The organism is Nocardioides sp. YJ-D4 (genome assembly GCF_054031495.1).
The window spans coordinates 769,370-791,297 of sequence record NZ_CM132932.1 but is presented as its reverse complement, the minus strand read 5'-3'; the positions used below and the strand labels follow the sequence as shown (position 1 = coordinate 791,297).

Genomic DNA, 21,928 nt, shown 5'->3' with positions numbered 1-21,928 from the left:
GATTCATCGACAAGAAGAGGACAAGAGATGTTCGAGTACTTTCCCGGCAACTACGTCTGGAACCTGGGTGTGGTCGCCACGCTCAACTCCGGCGGCCTGATCGACGAGGTCGACCGCGCCTGCCGGCCGCTGAAAGAGCTGGCCGCCCAGGGCTCCGACGTGGGCACCGCCGAGTTCATGGCCGCCTGGCGTGGTGTCGCCGACCAGCTCGAGGAGCAGTCGGCCGAGGCCGAGAAGGCCGGCCACCGGCGTACGGCCGGCCAGAAGCTCTTCCGCGCCTCCGTCTACGTCTCCCAGGCCGAGCGGATGCAGAGCGCGAAGGACCCGGGCCGCAACGCCGAGTACCAGCGCAGCGTCGACCTGCTGGTCCGCTCGTTCGAGCTGCTCGACCAGCCGACGGTGAAGGTCGCCATCCCGTACGTCGAGAACGGCCGCGAGACCACCCTGCCCGCCTACTTCCACCCGGCTGGTCGGGACGGGGAGGCGACGCCGGTCATGATCGTGTGGAACGGCCTGGACTCGACCAAGGAGATGATGGTCGGCGCCGGTGTCCACACCGAGCTCGCCGCTCGCGGCATCTCGACGCTGATGGTCGACTGCGGCGGCGCCGGTGAGGCGCTGCGTCTCGACGGCCTCACCGCGCGCGTCGACACCGAGGCCTGGGCTGCGGCCTGCGTCGACTGGCTCGCGACGCGCTCGGATGTACGCGCCGACCGGATCGGGCTCGTGGGCTGGTCGCTGGGCGGCTACTACGCGCCTCGCGCCGCGGCGTACGAGAAGCGGCTGGCGCTGTGCGTGGCCTGGGGTGCCAACCACGACTGGGGCGCGGTGCAGAAGCGCCGGCTGCAGCGTGAGGGCGAGAACCCGGTGCCGCACTACTGGGACCACGTGCTGTGGGTGTGGGGGCAGCCCGACATCGACACGTTCATCGACTTCGCCGAGGACGTGAACCTCGACGGCGTGGTCGAGGAGATCACCGTGCCGTTCCTCATCGCCCACGGTGAGAACGACCGCCAGATCCCGCTCTCCTACGCGCATCGCTCCTACGACCAGGCGGTCAACAGCCCCAAGCGCGAGCTGCGGATCTTCACGCCGGAGGAGGGCGCCACGGAGCACATCGGCCTGGACCACTTCCCGCACGTCATCGGTTTCATCGCCGACTGGGTCGCCGACACGTTCGCCGAGCTGGACGCGTCGTGACCTCCCTGGATCGGAGCGACCCCGAAGGCGAGATCGCGAAGACGGTCGCTCGCGTCTCCAACTGGGGGCGCTGGGGCGAGGACGACGTCCGCGGGACGATGAACTTCCTCACCGACGCCAAACGGGTCTCGGCTGCCGGGCTGGTGCGGACCGGGCGGTCCTACTCGCTCTCGCTGCCCTTCGACATGGACGGGCCGCAGAACGGCTGGCGGCGGCGTACGAACCCGGTGCACACCATGCTCGACACCGGCACCGACGCGGTCGCCGGCATTCAGGGGTTCCCGCACGGGATCGGTGGCGCGGACGATGTCATCGCGATGCCGCTGCAGTGCTCGACCCAGTGGGACGGGCTCGGCCACATCTTCGACCACGGACGGGCCTGGAACGGCCGCCCGGCGGAGTCCGTGGTCACCTCGCTGGGCGACGGTGTCACCGGGATCGAGACGGTCGCCGACGTGGTCTGCGGTCGCGGCGTGCTGCTCGACGTCGGCCGCGCGGTCGGCACCGACGGCGAGCTCCCCGACGGGTTCGCCATCACCGAGGAGCACCTGGAGCACACGATCGCCGCCCAGGGGGCCAGCGCGGCCGTGGGCCGCGGCGACATCGTGGTCGTACGCACCGGGCAACTCTCCCGCGCCCGCCGGGGCGTCGCCGCCGGCGAGGGCTGGGGCGGCTATGCCGGGGGAGCGGCCCCCGGCCTCTCCTTCACCACCGCGGACTGGCTGCACCGCACCGAGATCGCCGCGATCGCCACCGACACGTGGGGTTTCGAGGTGCGCCCGAACGAGTTCGACGACGCCTTCCAGCCCCTGCACCAAGTCGCGATCCCGCACCTCGGACTCTTCCTGGGCGAGATGTGGGACCTGGACGGCCTCGCCTCCGCCTGCGCGGAGGACGGGCGCTACGACTTCCTGCTCACCGCGGCGCCGCTGCGCGTCACCGGTGCCGTCGGCGCCCCGGTGAACCCCATCGCGCTGCGCTGACAACGCTGGTCGAGCCGCGAGCGCCAGCGAGCGTGTCGAGACCAACACGGTCCCCTCAAGCGCCGAGGGGACCGTGTTGGTCTCGACACGGATTCGTTCGTTCCTCACGAATCCGGCTCGACCAGCGATGGCTACCTGTTGGCCACCGGTCCGGAGACGGCGTCGATGGGCTGCTCGAGAGGGATCCCGGAGCCGTCGCGGCGCGGGTCGATCTCGGGCAGGTCGATGGGCGCCCCGGAGGCCGCGGCGGCCATCGCGGGAGCGGCACCGACCCAGGCGAAGACGATCGAGTCCTCGCCCTTGAGGTAGCGGTGAGCGCGTACGCCGCCGGTGGCCCGGCCCTTGGCCGGGTACTCGCTGAACGGCGTGGTCTTGACCGAGCCGGTCTCGGTCCCGGGCAGAGCGCTCGACGAACCGGCCACGGTGACGACCGCGGCACCCTCGGGAGCGTCGGGGGAGACGACGCCGAAGAAGACGACGCGGGAGCCGTGGGCCATCCGGACACCGGCCATCCCGCCGGCGCTGCGGCCCTGCGGACGGACGACGTCGGCTGGGAAGTGCAGGAGCTGGGCGTCGGAGGTGACGAAGACCAGCGACTCGGTGCCGGTGCGCAGTTGGGCCGCGCCGACCACCTCATCGCCGTCGGCGAGCTTGATGACCTCCCACTCGTCCTTGTTGAGCAGCACCTCGGGGTTGACCCGCTTGACGACGCCGAGCTTGGTGCCGAGCGCGATGCCGGGACCGTCGGTGGCCAGCGTCGTGAGCGCGAGTGCGCGCTCGTCGGACTCCAGCGAGAGCAGCGCGGACAGCGGCAGGCCGCCGGAGAGGTTCGGGTCGCCGTGGGTCGGCGGCAGCGCCGGCAGGTCGAGCACCCCGAGACGTACGAGACGGCCGCGGGAGGTGAGCACGCCGATCTGGCCGCGCGCGGTCGCCGGGACCACCGAGACGATCACGTCGTGGTTGGCGCGGCCCGAGCCGGTCGAGAAGGGCTCGGCATCCGAGGAGCGGGCCAGGAGACCGGTCGAGGAAAGCAGCGCGAAGCAAGGGTCGTCGGCGACCTCGAGGCTCATCGCCTCGAGCGCCGGCGTGCCGGCGGAGGCGAGCAGCACGGTGCGTCGCGGGGTGCCGAACGTCTTGGCCACCTCGCCCAGCTCGTCGGAGACGACCTTCCGCAGCATCTCGTCGTCGCCGAGGATCGAGTCGAGGTACTCGATCGTCGAGCGCAGGTCGTCGCGCTCCTTCTCCAGCTCGATCTTGGAGAACTTCGTCAGCCGGCGCAGCGCCATGTCGAGGATGTACTCCGCCTGCGGCTGGCTCAGGTCGAAGACCGACATCAGCCGCTCCTTGGCCTCGCCGGCGTTGTCGGAGGAGCGGATCAGCTGGATGACCTCGTCGATGTCGAGGATCGCGATCAGCAGCCCGTCGACCAGGTGCAGCCGGTCGGCGGCCCGGTCGCGGCGGAACTGGCTGCGGCGGCGGACGACGTCGTAGCGGTGTCCCAGGAAGACCTCGAGCAGCTCCTTGAGGCCGAGCGTGCGCGGCTGCCCGTCGACGAGCGCGACGTTGTTGATCCCGAAGGAGTCCTCCAGGGGCGTCATCTTGTAGAGCTGCTCGAGGACGGCCTCGGGCACGAATCCGTTCTTGACCTCGATCACCAGCCGGGTGCCGTGCTCGCGGTCGGTGAGGTCCTTGAGGTCGGCGATGCCCTGGATCTTCTTGGACTGCACCAGGACCTTGACGCGCTCGATGATCTTCTCGGTGCCGATGTTGAACGGCAGCTCGGTGATCACGATGCCCTTGCGGCGCCCGAACGGCTCGATCCGCGTGGTGGCGCGGATCTTGAAGGAGCCGCGGCCGGCCTCGTACGCATCCCGGATCCCGTCCAGGCCGACGATGGTGCCGCCGGTGGGGAGGTCGGGGCCGGGGATGAACTTCATCAGCGTGTCGAGCTCGGCGCCGGGGTGCTTGATCAGGTGGCGCGCGGCGGCGATGACCTCGACCAGGTTGTGCGGGGCCATGTTGGTGGCCATGCCGACCGCGATGCCGGTGGCGCCGTTGACCAGCAGGTTGGGGATCGCCGCGGGGAGCACGCTCGGCTCCATCTCCCGCGAGTCGTAGTTGGGCCGGAAGTCGACCGTGTCTTCCTTGATGTCATCGGTCATCGCCTGCGCCGCCGGGCCCATCCGGGCCTCGGTGTAACGCATCGCGGCAGCCGGGTCGTCACCGCCGGGGGAGCCGAAGTTGCCGTGCCCGTCGATCATCGGCAGCCGCATCGCCCACGGCTGCGCCATCCGGACCAGGGCGTCGTAGATCGCGCCGTCACCGTGCGGGTGCAGCTTGCCCATCACCTCACCGACGATGCGGGCACACTTCACGTGGCCGCGGTCTGGACGTACGCCCATGTCGTTCATCGTGTAGAGGATCCGGCGCTGCACGGGCTTGAGACCGTCGCGGGCGTCGGGCAGTGCCCGGGAGTAGATGACGGAGTAGGAGTACTCCAGGAATGAGGACCGCATCTCGTCCCCGATGTCGGTGTCGAGGATGTGCTCCTCGAAGTCGTCGGGTACGTCCTGCTTGGTCTTGCCGCGTGCCATAAGGGGCATTGTCTCGAATCCCTGTGCGAGTGCGACATCGGGCTCGCCGACAGCGCCGATTTCTGGACGGGATCAGAGCCGGGTAGGTCTTCCGTATGCGGCTCATCCGCGTACATTGGCAGTAGAGATCAATCCGTCCGGAGTCACCGGTTCAACGCACATGGAGGTGCTTGAAGATGGCTGTCACCCAGATCGAGCTCGACACCGAGCTGCTCGAGGAGATCCAGCGGATCTCCGGCGCGACCACGCCCCAGGAGGCGGTGGAGTTCGCCGTACGCGAACTCGTCATCCGCAACCATGAGGGCGACGCTCCCAAGCACGCCCAGAAGCTGGCGCGGAACTGGGACTATGACGGCTGGCGGGTGCTCAACGAGCGCGACCGCGCCAACGTCGTACGTCACTGACACCCGGGGTGTAGACGTACGTCTACACCCCGCCCTATGATGGGTGCATGAACACGATCGGAACCCGGGATCTCAAGCAGAACCCCAACTCCGTGATCCAGCGTGTCCTGGAGACCGGGGAGGAGTTCGAGATCACTGCGCACGGCCACGCGACTGGCGTGCGCTTGGTCCCGACGCACGCTGGTCCGGCCCGCTGGGTCTTCGGCGACGTACTGAACGCTGACGAACCCGGCCTCACCCCGGCCGAGGCCGATGCGTGGCGTGCTGATGTCGCCGATACTTTCGACGACGAGGTCACCGATCCCTGGGACCGCCGGTGATCATCCTCGATACCAACGTCCTCATCGACTACGACCGCTACCTCTTCGACGCTGGTGAGGCGTACGCAGCCAGCATTCTTTCCCGTGCTGAGCTGGAGTTCGGCGTCCAGGCCGCTACGAGCCCCGAGCAGATCGCGAAACGCACCCAGCGCCTCAACCAGCTCGACGCACGGTTCGACTGGTTGCCCATGGACAAGGAATCGACGCGGTCCTATGGCCTCGTCGCGGCCGGAGCCAAGGCGACGGGCGCCAAGGTCAGAGGCAAGGACGCCCTGATCGCTGCGCAGGCACACCGCCACGGCGCCGGCGTCATGACGCTGAACGCCGATGACTTCAAGCCCTTCGCCCATCTGGTCACGGTCCTCGCGCCGACCCCACGTCTCGGTGTCGTGGACTGAGCGGCGACTGGTGCGTACCGCTAGATTTCTCTCGTGACCGCGCAGCAGACCCCGCCGTACCCCTCCCACTGGGAGGCGGACGTGCTGCTGCGCGACGGGCGGACGGCGCACATCCGTCCGATCCGGTCGGCGGACAAGGACCTGCTGGTCGACTTCTACGACCACCGGGTCAGCGACGAGTCGAAGTACTACCGCTTCTTCTCGCCGATGCCGCACCTGTCCGCGCGCGACGTCGCGCGCTTCACCGAGGTCGACCACAAGGACCGGGTGGCGTTCATCCTGACCCTGCGGGGCCGGATGATCGCCGTCGGGCGTTACGACGTGGTCAAGCCCGGCGAGGCCGAGGTCGCCTTCCTCGTCGAGGACGACTACCAGGGCCGGGGGATCGCGCAGATCCTCCTCGAGCACCTCGCCCAGGCCGGGCGTGAGCGCGGGGTCACCAAGTTCACCGCCGACGTGCTCCCCGACAACGCGCGGATGATCCAGACCTTCCGCGACGCCGGCTACAAGGTCGCCAGCGTCTACGAGGACGGGGTCATCTCGCTGCAGTTCGGGATCGATGTCACCGACACCGCGGTCGGCCGCCTCGCCCTGCGCGAGCACGAGGCCGAGTCCGCATCGATCCACCGCTTCTTCAACCCGCGCTCGGTCGCGGTCATCGGCGCCAGCCGGCGGCAGGAGACCGTCGGCCAGGCACTCGTGCGCAACCTGGTGATCGGCGACTTCACCGGCCGGGTCTACATGGTCAACCCCAGCTCCACCGCGGTCAGCGGAATGCCGGCCTACAAGAGCGTCCAGGACATCCCCGACGACGTCGACGTGGCGATCGTCGCGGTTCCCGCCGACGCCGTCCAGGACGTCGTGCTCGACTGTGCCGCCAAGGGCGTCCACGGGCTCGTGGTCATCTCCAGCGGCTTCGCCGAGACCGGCGAGGAGGGCCGCCAGCGGCAGCGGCGGCTGGTGAACCTGTCGCGCTCCTACGGGCTGCGGCTGATCGGGCCCAACGCGCTCGGCGTCATCAACACCGACCCCCAGGTCAAGATCAACGCCAGCCTCGCCCCGACGATGCCGCCGCGCGGCCGCGCGGGCTTCTTCTGCCAGTCGGGTGCGCTCGGCTCCGCGATCCTGGAGAAGGTCAACAACCGAGGCCTGGGCCTGTCGACCTTCGTCAGCGCCGGAAACCGCGCCGACGTCTCCGGCAACGACCTCCTGCAGTACTGGGAGGAGGACGTCTCGACCGAGGTCGTGATGATGTACCTGGAGTCGATCGGTAACCCGCGGAAGTTCTCCCGCATCGCCCGCCGCGTCTCGCTGCGCAAGCCGATCGTCGCGGTTCGTTCCGGGCGCACCACCCAGGGTGTGCCGATGGGTCACGCGGTCCGCAAGATCAGCGCCCCGCCGGCGGCGGTCGACGCGATGTTCCGCCAGGCCGGGATCATCCAGGTCGACACCCTCGACGAGATGTTCGACGTCGCCCAGCTCCTCGCCCACCAGCCGCTCCCGCGCGGCCGGCGGGTGGCCATCGTCGGCAACTCCGACGCCCTGGGCCTGCTGGCCGCCGACGCGGCCGTCTCGGCGGGTCTGCAGGTCAACAAGCAGGTCCCGCTGCCCACCGAGCCGAGCGCCGAGGACTTCGAGGACGCGCTCGACGCGGCCATCGACGACCCCGAGGTCGACGCGGTGATCTCGGTCTACATCCCGCCGCTCAACGTCTCCGGCGAGGAGATCGCCAACGTGCTCGCCGCGGTGGGGGAGCAGTCCGACAAGCCGCTGGTCACCAGCTTCCTGGGTGCCGAGGGTGTCCCCGAGCTGCTCCGCGTCCCCGACGTCGCCGGTTCGACCGCCGGTCGCGGCTCGGTGCCGTCCTACTCCTCGGTGGAGTCGGCCGTACGCGCCCTGGCCAAGGTCGTGGAGTACGCCGTGTGGCTGCGCTCCGCCGACGGCGAGACGCCGTGGCTCAGCACCGACGAGTGCGACCCGCGCACGGCGCGCAAGATCGTCACCGACGTGCTCGCCGCGCGCCCGGCCGGGGGCGACCTGAGCCGCGAGGACCTGGGCATGGTACTGGCCGCCTACGGGATCAAGCTGTGGAACACCCACAGCGTCAGCACCCTCGAGCAGGCGATCGGCGCCGGCGAGGACCTCGGCTGGGGTGTCGTCCTCAAGGCGACCGTCGAGAGCGTCCGGGAGCGGCCCGACCAGGCCCACGTCGTACGCAACATCGACGACGTCGACGAGATGACCGAGGCCTGGGACCTGATCACCAGCCGGATCCCGCCCGAGACCGGCGGGTTCACCGTGCAGCGCACGGCGCCTCCGGGCGTCCCGGTCGCGATCCGCTCGATGGAGGACCCGCTGTTCGGCCCCGTGGTCTCCTTCGGCATCGCCGGCCCGATCACCGAGCTGGTGGCCGACAAGGCCTACCGGATCCCGCCGCTGTCCGAGCGCGATGCCGCCTCGATGGTGCGCGAGATCAAGGCCGCGCCGATGCTCTTCGGCTACCGCGGCGGTGACATGGTCGACGTCGACGAGATCGAGCGGCTCGTCCTCAGGGTCGCCCAGCTGCAGAACGACCTGCCCCAGATCTCCTCGCTCGACCTCTCGCTGGTCCTCGTCGGGCTCGAGGGATCCGCCGTCCTCACCGCCAGCGCCAGGGTCGACCTGGTCGCCGATCCGCGCTCCGACTGGTTCGTACGCCGCCTCAACCCCGCGGTGGGCGACACACTGCCCGGCTAGGCCACCGTGGGACGCCGTGGAAGGATGGGTGTCATGAGCACCCGCACCGATGATCTCGACCGCGCCGACGACCTGCGCGCCGAGATCGACCGCACCGGCTACTACCCCGAGGTGGTGGCCGACTGCGTCGCCTCCGCAGTGGCCGGAGAGAAGGTGTCCTCCTTCTTCCTGCACCACGAGCCGACGTTCGACCGTGACGAGGTGCGCCGCCACCTCTCCGTGCTGGTGCTGACCCCGACGCGGCTGATCCTGGCCCACACCGACGAGCACGCCGGCGACGACCTCCTGCCCGAGCCCTACACCTCGACCTCGACCGAGGCCGTACGCATCGACTCGGTGAACTCCGTGGTGGTGACCCGGATGATCACCAACCCGACAAAGGGATCGAGCAAGCCGGCCGAGGTGGTCATGACCATCGGCTGGGGCGGCGTCAACCGCGTCGACCTCGAGCCCGCGGGCTGCTCCGACCCCAACTGCGACGCCGACCACGGCTACACCGGCGTGCTCACCCCGGACGACTTCTCGCTGCGCGTCTCGGCCGCGGCCGACGGTCACGACTCGGTCGACCGCCTGCTCTCCTTCGCGGAATCGCTCTCGGCTCGCACCCACAGCCGGTGAGGGGCCGGTGACCGGGTTTCTCGCCCCCGCCTACGGGGAGCGCTCACTGGGTGATGTCCTGCCGGCGGTCGCCGCCGCCATGGACGTCCCGTTGGGCACCTCCGAGGCGAGATCCGGTCTCGAGCTGCCCTCGGCTGCTGCGTACGTCGTCTTCCTCGTCGACGGGATGGGCACCAACCTGCTGCGCCGCTACGCTCACGCGGCGCCGTTCCTGGCCTCGTTGAGCGAGAACCAGAAGGACGGTACGGCCGGGGTCCCGTCGACGACGGCGACCAGCCTGACCTCGTTCGGCACCGGGCTGACGCCCGGCGGACACGGGCTGGTCGGCTACACCTCCCGGATCCCGGGCACCGAGCACCTGCTCAACGCGCTGCAGTGGCGCAAGGACATCGACCCGGTCGAGTGGCAGCCCAACCAGACCGTCTTCCAGCGCCTGAGCGAGGCCGGCGTGCCGGTCACCGTGATCAACAAGCGCGTCTTCGGCGGCTCGGGACTGACCATCGCCGCCCACCGGGGCGCGGAGTTCGTCGGAGCCGACCGGGTCGGCGAGCGGATCGCCTCGGCGGTCGCGCTCTCGCGGGTGCCTGGGTCGCTCACCTACCTCTACGACGGCGACCTGGACTGGACCGGCCACAAGTACGGCGTCGCCTCCTCGCCCTGGCTGCAGCAGCTCTCGATGATCGACGCCGAGGCCGAGCAGCTGCGAGACGCCCTGGACCCGTCCGTACGCCTCCTGGTGCTCGCCGACCACGGCATGGTCGACTCGCCCGCCACCTCCCGCACCGACATCGACGACTTCCCCGAGCTGCGCCACGGGGTCGCGCTGGTCGGCGGCGAGGCGCGTTTCCGGCATCTCTACTGCTCGCGCGGCGCCGTCGACGACGTGGTCGCGACCTGGTCGGAGACGCTGGGAGACAAGGCCGACGTGATGACCCGGGAGACCGCGATCCGGCGCGGATGGTTCGGGCCGGTCACCCCGTCGGTGCTGCCGCGGCTCGGCGACGTCATCGTCGCCTCCCACGGCGAGCACGCGGTCGTCTCGACGAGCCTGTTCCAGTACGAGACGACGCTGGTCGGGTTGCACGGCTCACTGACGCCCGACGAGATGCTCATCCCACTGCTGGTCTCCTAGCCCCGTTCCAGGCGCCCCGGCGCGAAAACCTCCGCCGGACGGGAATGCCAGTCGCTGCTAATGGTTACATCATGTATATCCATTAGCAGCGACTCGCTGTTTCCGGACGGAAGGGGTTTGTCATGGGTGAGCACAGAGTCGAGGGCCGGCGATGACCGGGCACTACGGGCAGGTCGCGTTCACGCCGCTGGTGGCAGAGCATCAGTCGATCCACGGGAGCGCCGCGGCGTACGCACGCATGGCTGGGACCGACAGCGTGCCGGACCGGATCGGGAGGGGCGAGGCCGCCTTCATCTCGTCGCGGGACAGCTTCTTCCTGGCCACCGTCAGCGAGACCGGGTGGCCCTACGTGCAACACCGCGGAGGGCCGCCCGGGTTCCTGAAGGTGATCGACGAGATCACGCTGGGGTTCGCCGACTTTCGGGGCAATCGGCAGTACATCACCCGCGGCAACCTCGACCACGACGAGCGGGTCTCCCTGTTCCTGATCGACTACCAGCTGCAGGCCAGGATGAAGATCTTCGGCCGCGCGCGGGTCGTCGAGCTCGAGGACGACCCCGAGCTGGTCGACTCGCTGGCTCCGGTCGGAAGCTCGGCGCGGGTCGAGCGCGGGATCCTGATCGACGTCGAGGCGTACGACTGGAACTGCAAGCAGCACATCCCGCAGCTGGTGCCCCTGGCGGCCGCCAGGCACACCGTCGCGGAGCTGACCGAACGGATCAGCCAGCTCGAGGCCCAGCTGGCCGTCCCGCGTGACCACATAACGCCTGAGACCTAGACTGACCATTAGATCGATGACGGAAGAGGTGGCCGTGGAGCTGCAGGTGCCCGTGCTGTATCCGACCCAACCCCGGGCCGTACGCCTCATGAACACGATCTGGGCCGAGCGGACCACCGTCCGTGACTCGCTGGAGAGCGTGGCGCATCTCCGCGCCTGGGCAGAGGTGGCGGGTCTCGGGTGCCATCCGGACCTGGACGAGCACGACCATGGCCGGGCTCGGGCGCTGCGGGACGCCCTGCGCCGGCTGGCCGCGGACGTGACCGGCGACAGCCGGCCGCACAGCGTCTCGGAGGGGCTCAGCGCCGAAGCGGCGCTCGCGGTGCTCAACGAGTTCGTGTCCCACTGCGCACCCACCCTGCGCCACGGCCGGCAGGGCGGCTACGCGCGCGGGTGGCGCACCGACGGCTCCGGCCTGCAGCGGGAGCTGAACCTGGTCGCGCTGGAAGGATCTGAGGTGCTGACCCAGCAGGCGCCCCACCAGCTGCGCGCGTGCGGTGGCCCCGGCTGCGTCCTCTACTTCGTGCGCGACCACCCACGGCGCGAGTGGTGCTCCGAGGGCTGTGGCAACCGGGCACGAGTCGCGCGCCACTACCGACGGAACAAGTCCAGCCATGAGGGTCCTGCCACGAGCCGGGGCGCGGACCACTAGGCTTCCGTGAGTGGCTGAGCTGACCTTCTGGACCGGGACGATGGACGCAGGGAAGTCGACCCTCGCGCTGCAGACCAACCACAATCACGCCGCTCGCGGCAGGGTGGGGCTGATCTTCACCGCCCACGACCGCTCCGGCGAGGCGGTGGTCACCTCGCGGCTGGGGCTGACCCACGACGCGATCGAGGTCACCGACGACTTCGACTTCTGGCGCCACGCCGTCGACTCGCTGACCCACGGCGCCCGGATCGACTACATGATCTGTGACGAGGCGCAGTTCTACACGCCCGAGCAGATCGAGGCGCTCGCCAAAATCACCGACGAGCTGCAGATCGACGTCTTCTGCTTCGGCATCCTCACCGACTTCCGCACCCGGCTCTTCCCGGGCGCCGCTCGTCTGGTCGAGCTCGCCGACCGTACGGAGGTGCTGCAGGTCGAGGCGCTGTGCTGGTGCGGCAAGCGGGCAACCCACAACGCCCGCGTCGAGGACGGCGTCATGGTCACCGAGGGCGACCAGGTCGTCGTCGGCGACACCGACGAGGCCCCCAGCGCGGTCTCCTACGAGGTCCTCTGCCGCCAGCACCACCGCCGCCGGCTGACCGCGGCCCGGGCCCAGTCGGTCTCCCTGGTGCCCGAGCCGCTGCCGTTCGGCTGACCCCCGCTGGTCGAGCCGCCACGCTGGTCGAGCCGCGAGGCCGCCTGCGGCCGAGCGTGTCGAGACCAACACGGTTCCATCGGCGCTCGATAGGACCGTGTTGGTCTCGACACGCCTCCGCCTAGCGGCTCCGGCGGCTCGACCAGCGGTGGCTAGCGGTTGAGCGTCGGCATGGGCACGTCGGCGTACCTCGTCCCGACGGGGGTGTTCTGGGTGTCGAGCTGGACGCCGGGGCGGCCGTTCTCGACGACGTAGGTCGCGCGGGTGGAGATCGGGGCGCCCGGGCGCTGGACGTACGGCACGACCCGGAAGTCGCTGGAGAGCTCCTCGGGCGTGACCTTGACGCGTACGTAGCCCCGCTGGCTGTTGAAGAACTTCAGGTGGTCGTTGGCCCGCAGCAGGGACTCGCCGCCGGTGGTCATGTCGGCACCGTCGCCGCCGCTGGCGATGGAGGTGCCGACGAACTCGCTGCCGACGACGGCCGACTCGGGGTCGTCATAGTCGGCGAGCAGGTTGCTGGCGTAGTTGTGGTGGCGGTCGCCGGTGATGACGACGAGGTTGTCGATGCCGCTGGTGCGAGCACCCTCGAGGAGCCGGTTGCGGTTGGCGATGTAGCCGTCCCAGGGATCCATGTAGAGCGTCTTGGCGGAAGTCTCGTCGAGGTCGGTCTCCGCCATCGGCGCCTGGTTGGCGAGCACCTGCCAGCGGGCGGACGACTGCCGCCAGCTGCGCTGGAGCCATGCCTCCTGCTCGAAGCCCATCATCGAGCGTGACGGGTCATAGATGTCCGGGGTCAGCTCCGGGCCGGCGGGGTCGCTGCCGTCGGCGTACGCCTGGTCGTCGCGGTACTGCCGGGTGTCGAGCACGTTGAAGTCGACCAGGTCGCCGTAGCGCAGGCTCCGGTAGATCTGCATGTCCGGACCGTCCGGCAGCGAGCTGGCGCGGAACGGCAGGTGCTCGTAGTAGGCCTGGAAGGCGGCCGTACGCCGCGGCATCCACAGCTCGCCCTGGGACTGGCTCCGCTCCTCGGGCGTCTCGTCGGCCCAGTTGTTCTCGACCTCGTGGTCGTCGGGCGCGACCACGAACGCGTGGGACTGGTGGGCGGCCATCAGGTCCGGGTCGGACTTGTAGAGGCCGTACTGCAGGCGGTAGCGCGCCAGGTCGAGCGTCTCCCCGCCGACGGCGGGGGAGACCGGGGTGTTGCGCCAGTTGTTCTCGGGGGTGACGCCGGACTCGTACAGGTAGTCGCCCAGGTGGAAGACGACGTCGACGTCCTCGTCGGCCAGGTGCCGGTAAGCGGTGTAGAAGCCGTGGCTGTAGAGCGCGCAGGAGGCGAAGGCGAAGCTCATCTGCGAGAGCGAGGAGCCGTACGCCGGGGCGGTCCGGGTGTGCCCCGTCTGGCTGACCTCGCCGGCGGCCAGGAAGCGGTACCAGTAGTCACGGCCGGGACGCAGGCCCCAGACCTCCGGGTGGACCGAGTGACCGAAGTTCGGGGTGGCGGTGACGGTGCCGGACTTCACGACCTTGCGGAAGCGCGGGTCCTCGGCGACCTGCCAGCGGACCTTGACCGGCTCCTGCGGCATGCCACCGAGACCATCGGCGGCGAGCGGTTCGGGGGCGAGGCGGGTCCAGAGGACGACGGAGTTGGGGAGCGGGTCGCCGGAGGCGACGCCCATGGTGAACGGGTAGCCGGAGAGCGACGTGGCGCCCTTGACGGACACCGCGTCGGCGGGGATCGAGCCGGTGCCGAGCAGCATGGCTGCGGATGCGGCGAAGCCGGTCGTGGCGGTGCTGGAGAGGAGGGAGCGTCGGCTCAGCGAGTCGGGCAGGAACATCGGGGGGCCTCCGAGAAGGGTGGAAGTGCTTGCCTCCACTCACTTCATCGGGGGCGCGTGAACTGCGCCCGACCCGCTGCCGACTCTGTCGGGTCGGGTCGCCGACGTAACACGGACCGGCCGATGGCCGGTCCGTGAACGGGTTCACACCAGTCGGTTCACTCCGACTTGCCGCCGCCGAACATGATCTCGTCCCAGCTCGGGACCGAGGCGCGCTTACGGCGCGCGGACGACTTCTTGGCCGGCTTCTGCTGAGCCTCGTCGGGCTGCTCGGGCTCGGCGGGAGCCTCGGCGGCCGCGGGCTCGACGACCGTCGGCTCGAGCTCGGGCTCGGCCGGGACCGGCGCCTGCTTGCCGGTCGGGGACTCGTCGCCCAAGAACGCCTCGAGCGGGGTGTCGACATCCACGTGAGCCGTCTTGGCGGTCTTGGCCTCCTTGACCGGCTGGGGAGCCGGGGGAGGAGTGACCGGAGCCGGCGCCTGGACAGGGGCGGCCGGCGCTGCCGGAGCCTGCGCGGCCGGGGCCTGGGCAGGAGGGGTCGAGCTCTGGGCGCGGCGGCGCCGCGCGGCGAGCATGTCGTCGGTGATCGGCTCGGGCTCGGGCGCTGCGGCCTCGAGCTTCTCGCCGGTCAGCCAGCGGGCGTCGTCGTTGTCGAGCTCGACGAAGTTGCCCGGGGCGTCGTAGGTCAGCTCGGCGATGCCGGAGCGCTCTGGAGTCTCGTACTCACCGGTGAGCTTCCAGCGTCCATCGGGGCGCCGGTAGGAGTCCCAGTTCACCGACTCGGGGTCGACGTACATCGTCTGGAAGTGGGCGCTGACCGCCTCGCCCAGAGTGCGGGCGGTGCTGGCGGCCTCACCGGGCCGACGGCGCACGGAAGCCTGCTGGGCGCGCTGTGCCATGTGCTCGCGCTCGGCGAGGACGGGGCCGGCGAAGGCCAAGATCTTCTCGACCGTGGTGCCGGCGACAGCGGCGACCTCCTCGGCACTCTCGCCCGAACGAATACGGGTCTGAATGTCACGGGGCCGCAGGCTGCTGCTCGGGGTCTTGTTCACGGTTTGCTCCGATCGGCGGGTCGACACAGCCTCGAGTGCTGCACGGAGACGGTCGTCGATGTCGGCGGTGTATTCACGGTCCTCGTCATCGACGAGAAGCATGCGTAAACCATCGTCACTGACCGAGATGAGCCGCAGAAGGACGGGTCCAGCCTCATCCGGAGCCTGCTCTTCGAGCTGGCCCGGAGTCAGGGGCAATCCTTCGGCTGACATCCTCTTCTCAATTCTAGATACGGGTTGTGACGACCCTACGCCACGGACCTTCATCGTATGGGGTGCCCATGCCGCGTGGCCGTGGCATTTGGGGTTTTTGGGGCGAGCGAGGCGACCATTTGGCGGTGGAACAGACGCTGACCCTCCTCGTGCTCGACCTGGTCGGGTGCTTCGTCTTCGCGCTCTCCGGCGGCCTGATGGCGGTCCGCAAGGAGCTCGACATCTTCGGCGTGATCGTTCTCGCCTGCGTCACCGGCCTCGGCGGCGGCTTCCTGCGTGACATGGCCATCGGCGCGACCCCGGTCGCCGCGCTCTCCGACTGGCGCTACCTCGTGGTGCCGATGACAGCCGGTCTGCTGACCTTCTACTTCCACCCCGCGCTGGGCCGGCTCGGGCCGATGATCAACGTCTTCGACGCCCTCGGCCTGGGGCTGTTCGTCATCGCCGGGGCGGTCAAGGGACTCGACTACGGGCTCTCCCCGATGGCGGCCGCGATCATGGGGCTGGCCACCGGCGTGGGCGGCGGGGTGATCCGCGACGTGCTCGCCGGCCAGGTGCCGATCATCCTGCGACGCAGCGTCTTCTACGCCATCCCCGCCTTCGCCGGCGCCGCGGTGGTGGCCTTCGGCCTGGTCCTCGCCCTGCCGCAGTCGCTGGTCATGGCCGTCGCCTTCGTCGTCTGCGCCGGCTGGCGCCTGCTGGCGATGTGGCGCCACTGGGAGGCGCCGCTGCCGCGAGGCTCCGCGTCGGTATGAGCCTCAGTGGTCCGAGCAGCAGGGGATCTGGTGGCGCATCTCGAACGGCACCAGACCGGTGGCGGAGCGCTGGACCAGGAGTACGCAGCGCCCCTCGCGCCACACCGGCCGCGCGAACCCGGTGAGATCGAGGGTGTCCCCGGGGTCCAGCGAGATTCCGGCCAGGCCCTCGACGGCGTCGACGACGCTGTCCGCCTCGACGGCGGCCACCGTGGTCACGGTCTCGATCGTGGTGCGTCCCGGGTAGCGGGCCAGCCGCCCGGCGCTGCGCGCGGCGGCCTCGTCGATCGCGGGGGAGTCGGTGGTGGTGACGTACGCCTCAGGGAGCCGGTCGGCGAGAAGCGCGGTCAGCTCCTCGACCGTCGGGCCGTCGGGCCAGTCCAGGATGGCGACGAGGCGGCCGGTCGGCTCGCGCACGACATGGGTGCTGATGACGTACGCATCCTCGGGCTGCCCCGCGCCGAGCACCTCGTCCAGGCGATGGACGAGATGCTCGGCGGCGGCGAGGTCCCGGGCGTCGGCATCGACGGCCAGGCGTCGGGTGGTCATCGAGTCGGGACGACCCAGACCGGGTTGGTGTAGAACCACAGGTCGACCCACGGGTCGGCGTCGCCGACGACGTCGATGGCGGGACCGGCCGGGTCGATGCCGGCGCCGAGGTAGCCGGGCTGGGACCGATTGGCGTCGGTGCCGCGGACACGTACGTAGAACGCCTCCTCGACACGACCGAGGTCGTAGCGCAGCTGGAAGGTGCCGGTGCGGCCCGAGGTGTCGGTCTGCTCGATCACCTTCGTGTCGGGCGCCTTCCAGGTGTCGCGGTCGGAGACGTACGTCGGGTCGACCGCGCCCCGGATCACGTCGACCCGGTTGAGGCTCGGGACGAACTGCGACCAGTTCGGGACGTCCTGGGCGGCGATGGTGACGACCAGCGAGATCCGGCTGCCCTTCTTCGTCTTCAGGGTGCCGCCGAGGCTCTCGGAGCCACCGTCGGAGGAGACGACGCGTACGTCGACCGACTTCACCAGCGCGCCGTGGTCGACCCAGACGCGGCCGTTGCGCAGGCCCTTCATGACCGCGCCGTAGCTGCGCTCGGAGGCGCCGACGTGGGTGCGGCTGTAGTAGCCCGGCCAGAAGTCACCGGCGGTGGTGTTCAGGGAGCCGGCGTAGACCGGGTCGCCGTAGCGGCCGTTGGCGTTGAAGGAGGCCGAGTCCGACCCGTCGGGGCGGCGCGAGGTGGTGCCCCAGTTGACGTGGGAGTCGGAGTTGGCGCTGATCGACCACGGCTTGCCCTCGGCGAGCAGCGAGTCCCACAGGCCGCCGACGGTCGAGGTGAACCAGTCGAAGCCGCCCCAGGAGCGGTAGGACTCAGCGGGGTATCCGGGGAAGGAGTTCGGGCCGGCCGAGTTGCCGTAGTAGCCGCGGGCGCTGCCCGGGCCGTAGCCGGCGGGCAGTCCCGCCGCCTGGTGGCCGGGCGCGCCCTCCCAGCCGATCGCGATCCGCGGGTCGGCGTCGCGCCAGGCACGTACCTCGTGGGGGCTGTCGATGCCGTTGCGGGCGGGGTGGTTGGCCAGGAAGAGCGCGTCCGCGACGCGGCGCTTGTCGACCTGCTTGCCGAGCCACTGGATGCCGGCGACGGCGAGCGCCTCGTTCTGCGGGGAGTTGCCGCTGGCGCCCTTGACGGAGCCGTCGTAGTCGTTCTCGAACTGCTTGAGCACCGCGACCTCGTTGGCGCCCGGCGCGACGAAGACGGTGCCGTGCTCGGCGGCCGGGATGTTCCACTCCAGACCCTGGAAGATCAGGGTGTCCTTGAGCACCTTGCGCGCGGCCACGATGTCGGGGTTGACCAGGTCGACGCCGAGCTTGGCGTGGGTCGCGCCGCCGTGGTCGGTGATGACCAGCCAGTCCAGGCCGTACGCGGCCCCGTGCTGTGCCTGGTCGATGACCCGGTACATCGCATCCGAGCTGTACTGGGTGTGGATGTGGTGGTCGCCGGCCAGCCAGTGCCGGATCGTGGCCCGGTTGCCGCTCTTCGCGGTGGCGGTCGTGGCGGTCTCGGCCATCGCCGGGGTCACCCCGGTCATGCCCGCCATCCCGGCCGTCACGGCGCCCGCGATGCCGGCGGCGCGGAGCAGGTTGCGCCGGGTCACCTCGGCGGGACGCAGGTCGCTGTCGGACGCGTCCGAGGAGGCGGCGAGGGTGATCTCGTCGACCTCGTGGGAGTGAGTGTGGTCGTGGCCGTGCGCATGGGCGTGGTGGTGCCCCTCCGGCCCGTGCGAGTGGGGGTGGTGCTCGTGTGACACGTTGAATCCTCCGCTTGGATAGGGCGTCTCCCGCGTGCCCGAGCAGCGGCGCTCAGAGCAAAGCGGCGCCGGATGGCCGACGTACGTCCACCGGTTGCCCTCCCGGTGAAATTTTGCCGAGGCGTCACCCCCGTCGGCCGAGGCGTCACTCGCGTCGGCCGAGAAGTCGCTGACGCCGACCGAGGCGTCACGCATCCTTGCAAGTAAGGCTAGCCTTACTCCCGTGATGACCACCGACCGCAGCAACGAAGACGCCGAGACGCTCGCCGACCTCCTCGGAGGCGCGCGTGGTGCGATCGACGCCACCGTCCCGCCGGTCGCGTTCGCGGCCGGCTGGCTGGTCAGCGGAGAGCTGTGGATCGCGACCGTGGTGGCGCTCGCGGTGGCCGCGGTCGTGGCCGTGTGGCAGTGGCGGAAGGGTCGCAAGCCGCGCGCGGTGCTGCTGGGCGTGGCCGGGGTCGCGGTCGCGGCGATGATCGCGCTGCGTACGGGCCGGGCGGAGGACTTCTTCGTGGTCCAGCTCGCCGCCAACGCCGCCAGCGCCCTGGTGTGGGTGGTCAGCATCGCGTTCCGCTGGCCGCTGCTCGGCGTGGTCGTCGGCCTGGTGCTGCGTCAGCGCGGGGCCTGGCGGCGCGATCCCGTCCTGCTGCGGGGCTATGCGCTGGCGAGCTGGGTCTGGGTGTGTCAGTACGTCATCCGGGTCGCCGTCTTCGGTCCGCTGTGGTGGTCGGGCGACGTGGTCGCCCTGGCGATCGCCCGGGTCGCGCTCAGCTGGCCGCTGGTCGCGCTGTGCCTGCTGGTGAGCTGGGTCGTCCTGCGGCGCTCGCTGCCCGAGGACCATCCGGGGCTGCGCCACCCGCAGGCCGCCTGAGCCCTCAGGACAGGGCGGTGCGGAGCAGGTCGTAGAGCCGCCGGGTGGCGCGCTGCTGGTCACCGTCGCGGACCACGAGTGCGAGGCCGGCGCGCACCTCCGCGTCGACGATCGGCGTCGCGACCAGGTCGGTCCCGGCCGCCATCGACTCGGCCAGCACGCAGACGCCCAGCCCGCGGGCGGTCAGCCCGAGCAGCGTCTCCGGGTTGGACCCGGACAGGTCGACCTTCGGTGCCACGCCCGCCCGCGCGCACGACTGCTCCAGGGCCGTACGGATCCCCGTGCCCGGCGGGATGCAGAGCACCGTCTCCTCGTGGAGGTCGGCGAGCCTCGGCCGGGCGCCGGCGAGGCGGTGGCCGGCCGGCGTGATCACAGCGAGCCGCTCGTCGCTGACGGACTCGGTGGCCAGGCCGTCGATGACGGGCCCCGCGTGGGAGATCAGGCTGAGATCGAGCTCGCCGGCCAGCGTACGTCGCTGGAGGCGGTCGGAGGTGTCCTCGACGAGCTCGACGCTGACCCCGGGATGCTCCCGGTGGAAGGTGGCGACGGCGTCGAGGAAGCCGGGGATGGTGCAGCCGGCGATCATCCCGAGGCGTACCTGGCCGTGGATCAGGTCGCTCAGCTCGTCGGCGCTCTGCCGCACACCCTCGATCGCCCGGATCGCGTCGCGAGCGCGGGGGAGGAGTGTCTCGCCGGCATGGGTGAGACGTACGTTGCGGGGACCCCGGACGAGCAGGTCGTGGCCGAGCTCACGCTCGAGCTTGGCCAGCTGGGCACTGATGCCCGACTGGCTGACGTGGAGCCGCTGCGCCGCGGCCGTGAACGAGCCGTGGTCGACGACGGCGACGAAGTAGCGGAGCTGTCCGATTTCCATCACTGTTGATGCTAGCAAGCAGCAGTACTATCTGTTTGAGTGTTCGCTGGAGTCGGGTCAGGCTGGGAGATGAAAGCCGAACCGACCTGAGGAGATCCCGATGACCGCATCCGCTGCCGAGCTCGCCGAGGCGTACTTCACCGCCTGGCAGGAGCGCGACTTCACCCGTCTGCGCGCGCTGCTGGCCGACGACGTGAGCTTCGCCGGCCCGCTCGCCACGATCGAGGGTGCCGACGAGTGCGTCGCCGGACTGGAGGGCATGGCGAAGGTGCTCGACAAGATCGAGGTGAAGGAGCGGCTCGCCGACGGGCCGAGCGTGATCACCTGGTTCGACCTGCACACCACCGTCGCCGAGCCCGCCCCCACCGCCAACTGGATGCGCGTCGAGGACGGGCTGATCACCGAGATCCGGGTCGCCTTCGACCCACGCGGGATCCTCGCCGCTCGCGCCTAGGCGACCTGCTCGTCGAGCCGCTGGGTCCGGGCGGTCTCGCGGATGACCTCGGCCACCAGATCGGGGTCATCGTTCATCGGTACGTGGCCGCAGCCCGCCAGCCACCGGTGGGTCGCGTGCGGGAGACGCCGCGCGGCCACCTTCGCCTGGTAGGGGAGGAGCGTGAGGTCGCGCGAGGCCCAGGCGATGGTGGTCGGGACGTACGTCTGCGTCGGCCCCGGGTAGCTGTAGCGGTAGACACCGCTGAAGAACGTCCTGATCCCCTCGCGCGAGGCGACCATGTTGGCGGTGTCGGCGGCCGCGACGGCGGGGTCGATCTGCCCCGGGCGAGCGAAGAAGCAGCCCATCGTGACCGCACGCGCCACCCGCGACTGCAGCAGCGACCCCGCCACCGGCGCCAGCGGCCGCGCGACCGCCTGGATCCCGGCGAACAGGCCCCTGACGTAGAGGTAGTCGAGGTCGTTCATCCAGAACCCGGCGGGGGAGAGCGCCGTCACCGACCGCGCGTGCCCGGCGTCGGCCATCTCCAGCGCTAGCAGGCCGCCGAGGCTGTTGCCGGCGACGTGCGGCCGCTCGATCCCGAGCTCTTCTCGGAGCTCGTTCAGTTCGTGCGCCACCGCCTCCCGCACCGTACGCCCCGCCAGATCGAACGCCGGTGACTCACCGTGCCCCGGCAGATCGATCGTGATCACCTCGAACTCATCGGCCAGCCGCTCCACCACCCCACCCCACGCCTGTCTGCGGTGCGCGATGCCATGGATCAGGAGCAGCGGCTCCCCGCTGCCGGTCCGTTCGTACGCGAGCATCTTCGCTCCTTCGTTGCGTCCACGTGTCCTGCCGATGGCCGGGAGCCTACGTCCCGGCATGGCCCGAATGTGGGTCCGGCGAGCGGATGCGCTAATGTTTCACCCGCAACGCGTGATTGGCGCAGTGGTAGCGCACTTCGTTCACACCGAAGGGGTCACTGGTTCGAACCCAGTATCACGCACAACGAAGAACCGGCCGCTGACCAGGGTTTTTACCTGATCAGCGGCCGGTTCTCATTTGGCCCTGTCTCTCGGCGCTGTTGGGGTGCCTGACAAAGTGCCTGGCTAACCGATCGCG

General features: G+C 70.2%; 21 protein-coding genes and 1 tRNA gene. 15 read left to right on the top strand and 7 right to left on the bottom strand.

Going from position 1 to position 21,928, the window contains the following annotated elements; genetic code table 11:
* Window positions 1–27: 27 nt before the first annotated feature.
* Window positions 28–1,200, top strand: a complete 1,173-nt coding sequence (locus ACW14X_RS03820) for a prolyl oligopeptidase family serine peptidase (protein WP_160024214.1) — start codon at window positions 28–30, stop codon at window positions 1,198–1,200.
* Window positions 1,197–2,183, top strand: coding sequence for a cyclase family protein (locus ACW14X_RS03815; RefSeq protein ID WP_160024213.1), 987 nt, complete (start codon window positions 1,197–1,199; stop codon window positions 2,181–2,183). Before ACW14X_RS03820 ends, ACW14X_RS03815 begins: the two co-directional genes overlap by 4 nt.
* 131 nt (window positions 2,184–2,314) lie before the next feature.
* Here the strand turns inward: ACW14X_RS03815 and ACW14X_RS03810 are convergent, their stop codons facing one another.
* A complete protein-coding gene (locus tag ACW14X_RS03810) occupies window positions 2,315–4,777 on the bottom strand; it encodes a DNA topoisomerase IV subunit A (protein WP_160024212.1) in 2,463 nt (820 codons plus the stop codon).
* Between the two features lie 176 nt (window positions 4,778–4,953).
* Here ACW14X_RS03810 and ACW14X_RS03805 point away from each other — a divergent pair, with 176 nt between their 5' ends.
* The 9 genes from ACW14X_RS03805 (at window position 4,954) to ACW14X_RS03765 (ending at window position 12,470) form a co-directional block, all read left to right on the top strand.
* Window positions 4,954–5,181 carry a type II toxin-antitoxin system VapB family antitoxin gene (locus ACW14X_RS03805; protein WP_160024211.1) on the top strand — a complete coding sequence of 76 codons (228 nt, stop codon included), beginning with the start codon at window positions 4,954–4,956 and terminating at the stop codon, window positions 5,179–5,181.
* Window positions 5,182–5,228: 47 nt separating this feature from the next.
* On the top strand, window positions 5,229–5,501 hold the full coding sequence (locus tag ACW14X_RS03800) for a type II toxin-antitoxin system Phd/YefM family antitoxin (RefSeq protein WP_160024210.1): 273 nt from the start codon (window positions 5,229–5,231) through the stop codon (window positions 5,499–5,501).
* Entirely contained in the window at window positions 5,498–5,899 is a 402-nt protein-coding gene (locus ACW14X_RS03795; RefSeq protein WP_160024209.1) for a PIN domain-containing protein, read from the top strand. The genes ACW14X_RS03800 and ACW14X_RS03795 overlap by 4 nt, the downstream gene beginning before the upstream one ends.
* A gap of 33 nt (window positions 5,900–5,932) precedes the next feature.
* Window positions 5,933–8,635 carry a bifunctional acetate--CoA ligase family protein/GNAT family N-acetyltransferase gene (locus ACW14X_RS03790; RefSeq protein ID WP_457164780.1) on the top strand — a complete coding sequence of 901 codons (2,703 nt, stop codon included), beginning with the start codon at window positions 5,933–5,935 and terminating at the stop codon, window positions 8,633–8,635.
* 33 nt (window positions 8,636–8,668) lie between these two features.
* Window positions 8,669–9,253 carry a DUF5998 family protein gene (locus tag ACW14X_RS03785; protein ID WP_160024207.1) on the top strand — a complete coding sequence of 195 codons (585 nt, stop codon included), beginning with the start codon at window positions 8,669–8,671 and terminating at the stop codon, window positions 9,251–9,253.
* A 7-nt stretch (window positions 9,254–9,260) separates the two neighbouring features.
* Window positions 9,261–10,385, top strand: a complete 1,125-nt coding sequence (locus tag ACW14X_RS03780; protein ID WP_160024206.1) for an alkaline phosphatase family protein — start codon at window positions 9,261–9,263, stop codon at window positions 10,383–10,385.
* Window positions 10,386–10,536: 151 nt separating this feature from the next.
* A complete protein-coding gene (locus ACW14X_RS03775; RefSeq protein ID WP_457164779.1) occupies window positions 10,537–11,163 on the top strand; it encodes a pyridoxamine 5'-phosphate oxidase family protein in 627 nt (208 codons plus the stop codon).
* A gap of 16 nt (window positions 11,164–11,179) precedes the next feature.
* Window positions 11,180–11,815, top strand: coding sequence for a CGNR zinc finger domain-containing protein (locus tag ACW14X_RS03770; protein WP_400468268.1), 636 nt, complete (start codon window positions 11,180–11,182; stop codon window positions 11,813–11,815).
* Window positions 11,816–11,825: 10 nt separating this feature from the next.
* Window positions 11,826–12,470: a thymidine kinase gene (locus ACW14X_RS03765; protein WP_141794014.1), complete on the top strand. Its 645-nt coding sequence runs from the start codon at window positions 11,826–11,828 to the stop codon at window positions 12,468–12,470.
* 152 nt (window positions 12,471–12,622) lie between these two features.
* Here ACW14X_RS03765 and ACW14X_RS03760 read toward each other — a convergent pair whose 3' ends face one another.
* Complete coding sequence (locus ACW14X_RS03760; protein WP_457164778.1) at window positions 12,623–14,305, bottom strand: alkaline phosphatase D family protein; 1,683 nt, start codon at window positions 14,303–14,305, stop codon at window positions 12,623–12,625.
* A 158-nt stretch (window positions 14,306–14,463) separates the two neighbouring features.
* Window positions 14,464–15,570 carry a septation protein SepH gene (gene sepH / locus ACW14X_RS03755; protein ID WP_457164777.1) on the bottom strand — a complete coding sequence of 369 codons (1,107 nt, stop codon included), beginning with the start codon at window positions 15,568–15,570 and terminating at the stop codon, window positions 14,464–14,466.
* A 125-nt stretch (window positions 15,571–15,695) separates the two neighbouring features.
* Between sepH and ACW14X_RS03750 the strand changes: the two genes are divergently transcribed.
* Window positions 15,696–16,325, top strand: coding sequence for a trimeric intracellular cation channel family protein (locus ACW14X_RS03750; RefSeq protein WP_160024201.1), 630 nt, complete (start codon window positions 15,696–15,698; stop codon window positions 16,323–16,325).
* Between the two features lie 3 nt (window positions 16,326–16,328).
* Here ACW14X_RS03750 and ACW14X_RS03745 read toward each other — a convergent pair whose 3' ends face one another.
* On the bottom strand, window positions 16,329–16,874 hold the full coding sequence (locus ACW14X_RS03745; protein ID WP_457164776.1) for a hypothetical protein: 546 nt from the start codon (window positions 16,872–16,874) through the stop codon (window positions 16,329–16,331).
* Window positions 16,871–18,625: a histidinol-phosphatase gene (locus tag ACW14X_RS03740; protein ID WP_457164775.1), complete on the bottom strand. Its 1,755-nt coding sequence runs from the start codon at window positions 18,623–18,625 to the stop codon at window positions 16,871–16,873. The genes ACW14X_RS03745 and ACW14X_RS03740 overlap by 4 nt, the downstream gene beginning before the upstream one ends.
* A 226-nt stretch (window positions 18,626–18,851) precedes the next feature.
* On the opposite strand from ACW14X_RS03740, the gene ACW14X_RS03735 reads away from it, so the two are divergent.
* Window positions 18,852–19,496, top strand: coding sequence for a DUF3159 domain-containing protein (locus tag ACW14X_RS03735; RefSeq protein ID WP_457166043.1), 645 nt, complete (start codon window positions 18,852–18,854; stop codon window positions 19,494–19,496).
* Between the two features lie 4 nt (window positions 19,497–19,500).
* On the opposite strand, the gene ACW14X_RS03730 is transcribed toward ACW14X_RS03735, so the two are convergent.
* Window positions 19,501–20,370, bottom strand: a complete 870-nt coding sequence (locus ACW14X_RS03730; protein ID WP_457164774.1) for a LysR family transcriptional regulator — start codon at window positions 20,368–20,370, stop codon at window positions 19,501–19,503.
* A gap of 100 nt (window positions 20,371–20,470) precedes the next feature.
* On the opposite strand from ACW14X_RS03730, the gene ACW14X_RS03725 reads away from it, so the two are divergent.
* On the top strand, window positions 20,471–20,824 hold the full coding sequence (locus ACW14X_RS03725) for a nuclear transport factor 2 family protein (protein WP_457164773.1): 354 nt from the start codon (window positions 20,471–20,473) through the stop codon (window positions 20,822–20,824).
* On the opposite strand, the gene ACW14X_RS03720 is transcribed toward ACW14X_RS03725, so the two are convergent.
* On the bottom strand, window positions 20,821–21,630 hold the full coding sequence (locus ACW14X_RS03720) for an alpha/beta fold hydrolase (RefSeq protein WP_457164772.1): 810 nt from the start codon (window positions 21,628–21,630) through the stop codon (window positions 20,821–20,823). The genes ACW14X_RS03725 and ACW14X_RS03720 overlap by 4 nt on opposite strands.
* 110 nt (window positions 21,631–21,740) lie before the next feature.
* Here ACW14X_RS03720 and ACW14X_RS03715 point away from each other — a divergent pair.
* A tRNA-Val gene (locus ACW14X_RS03715) sits at window positions 21,741–21,812 on the top strand.
* Window positions 21,813–21,928 lie beyond the last annotated feature (116 nt).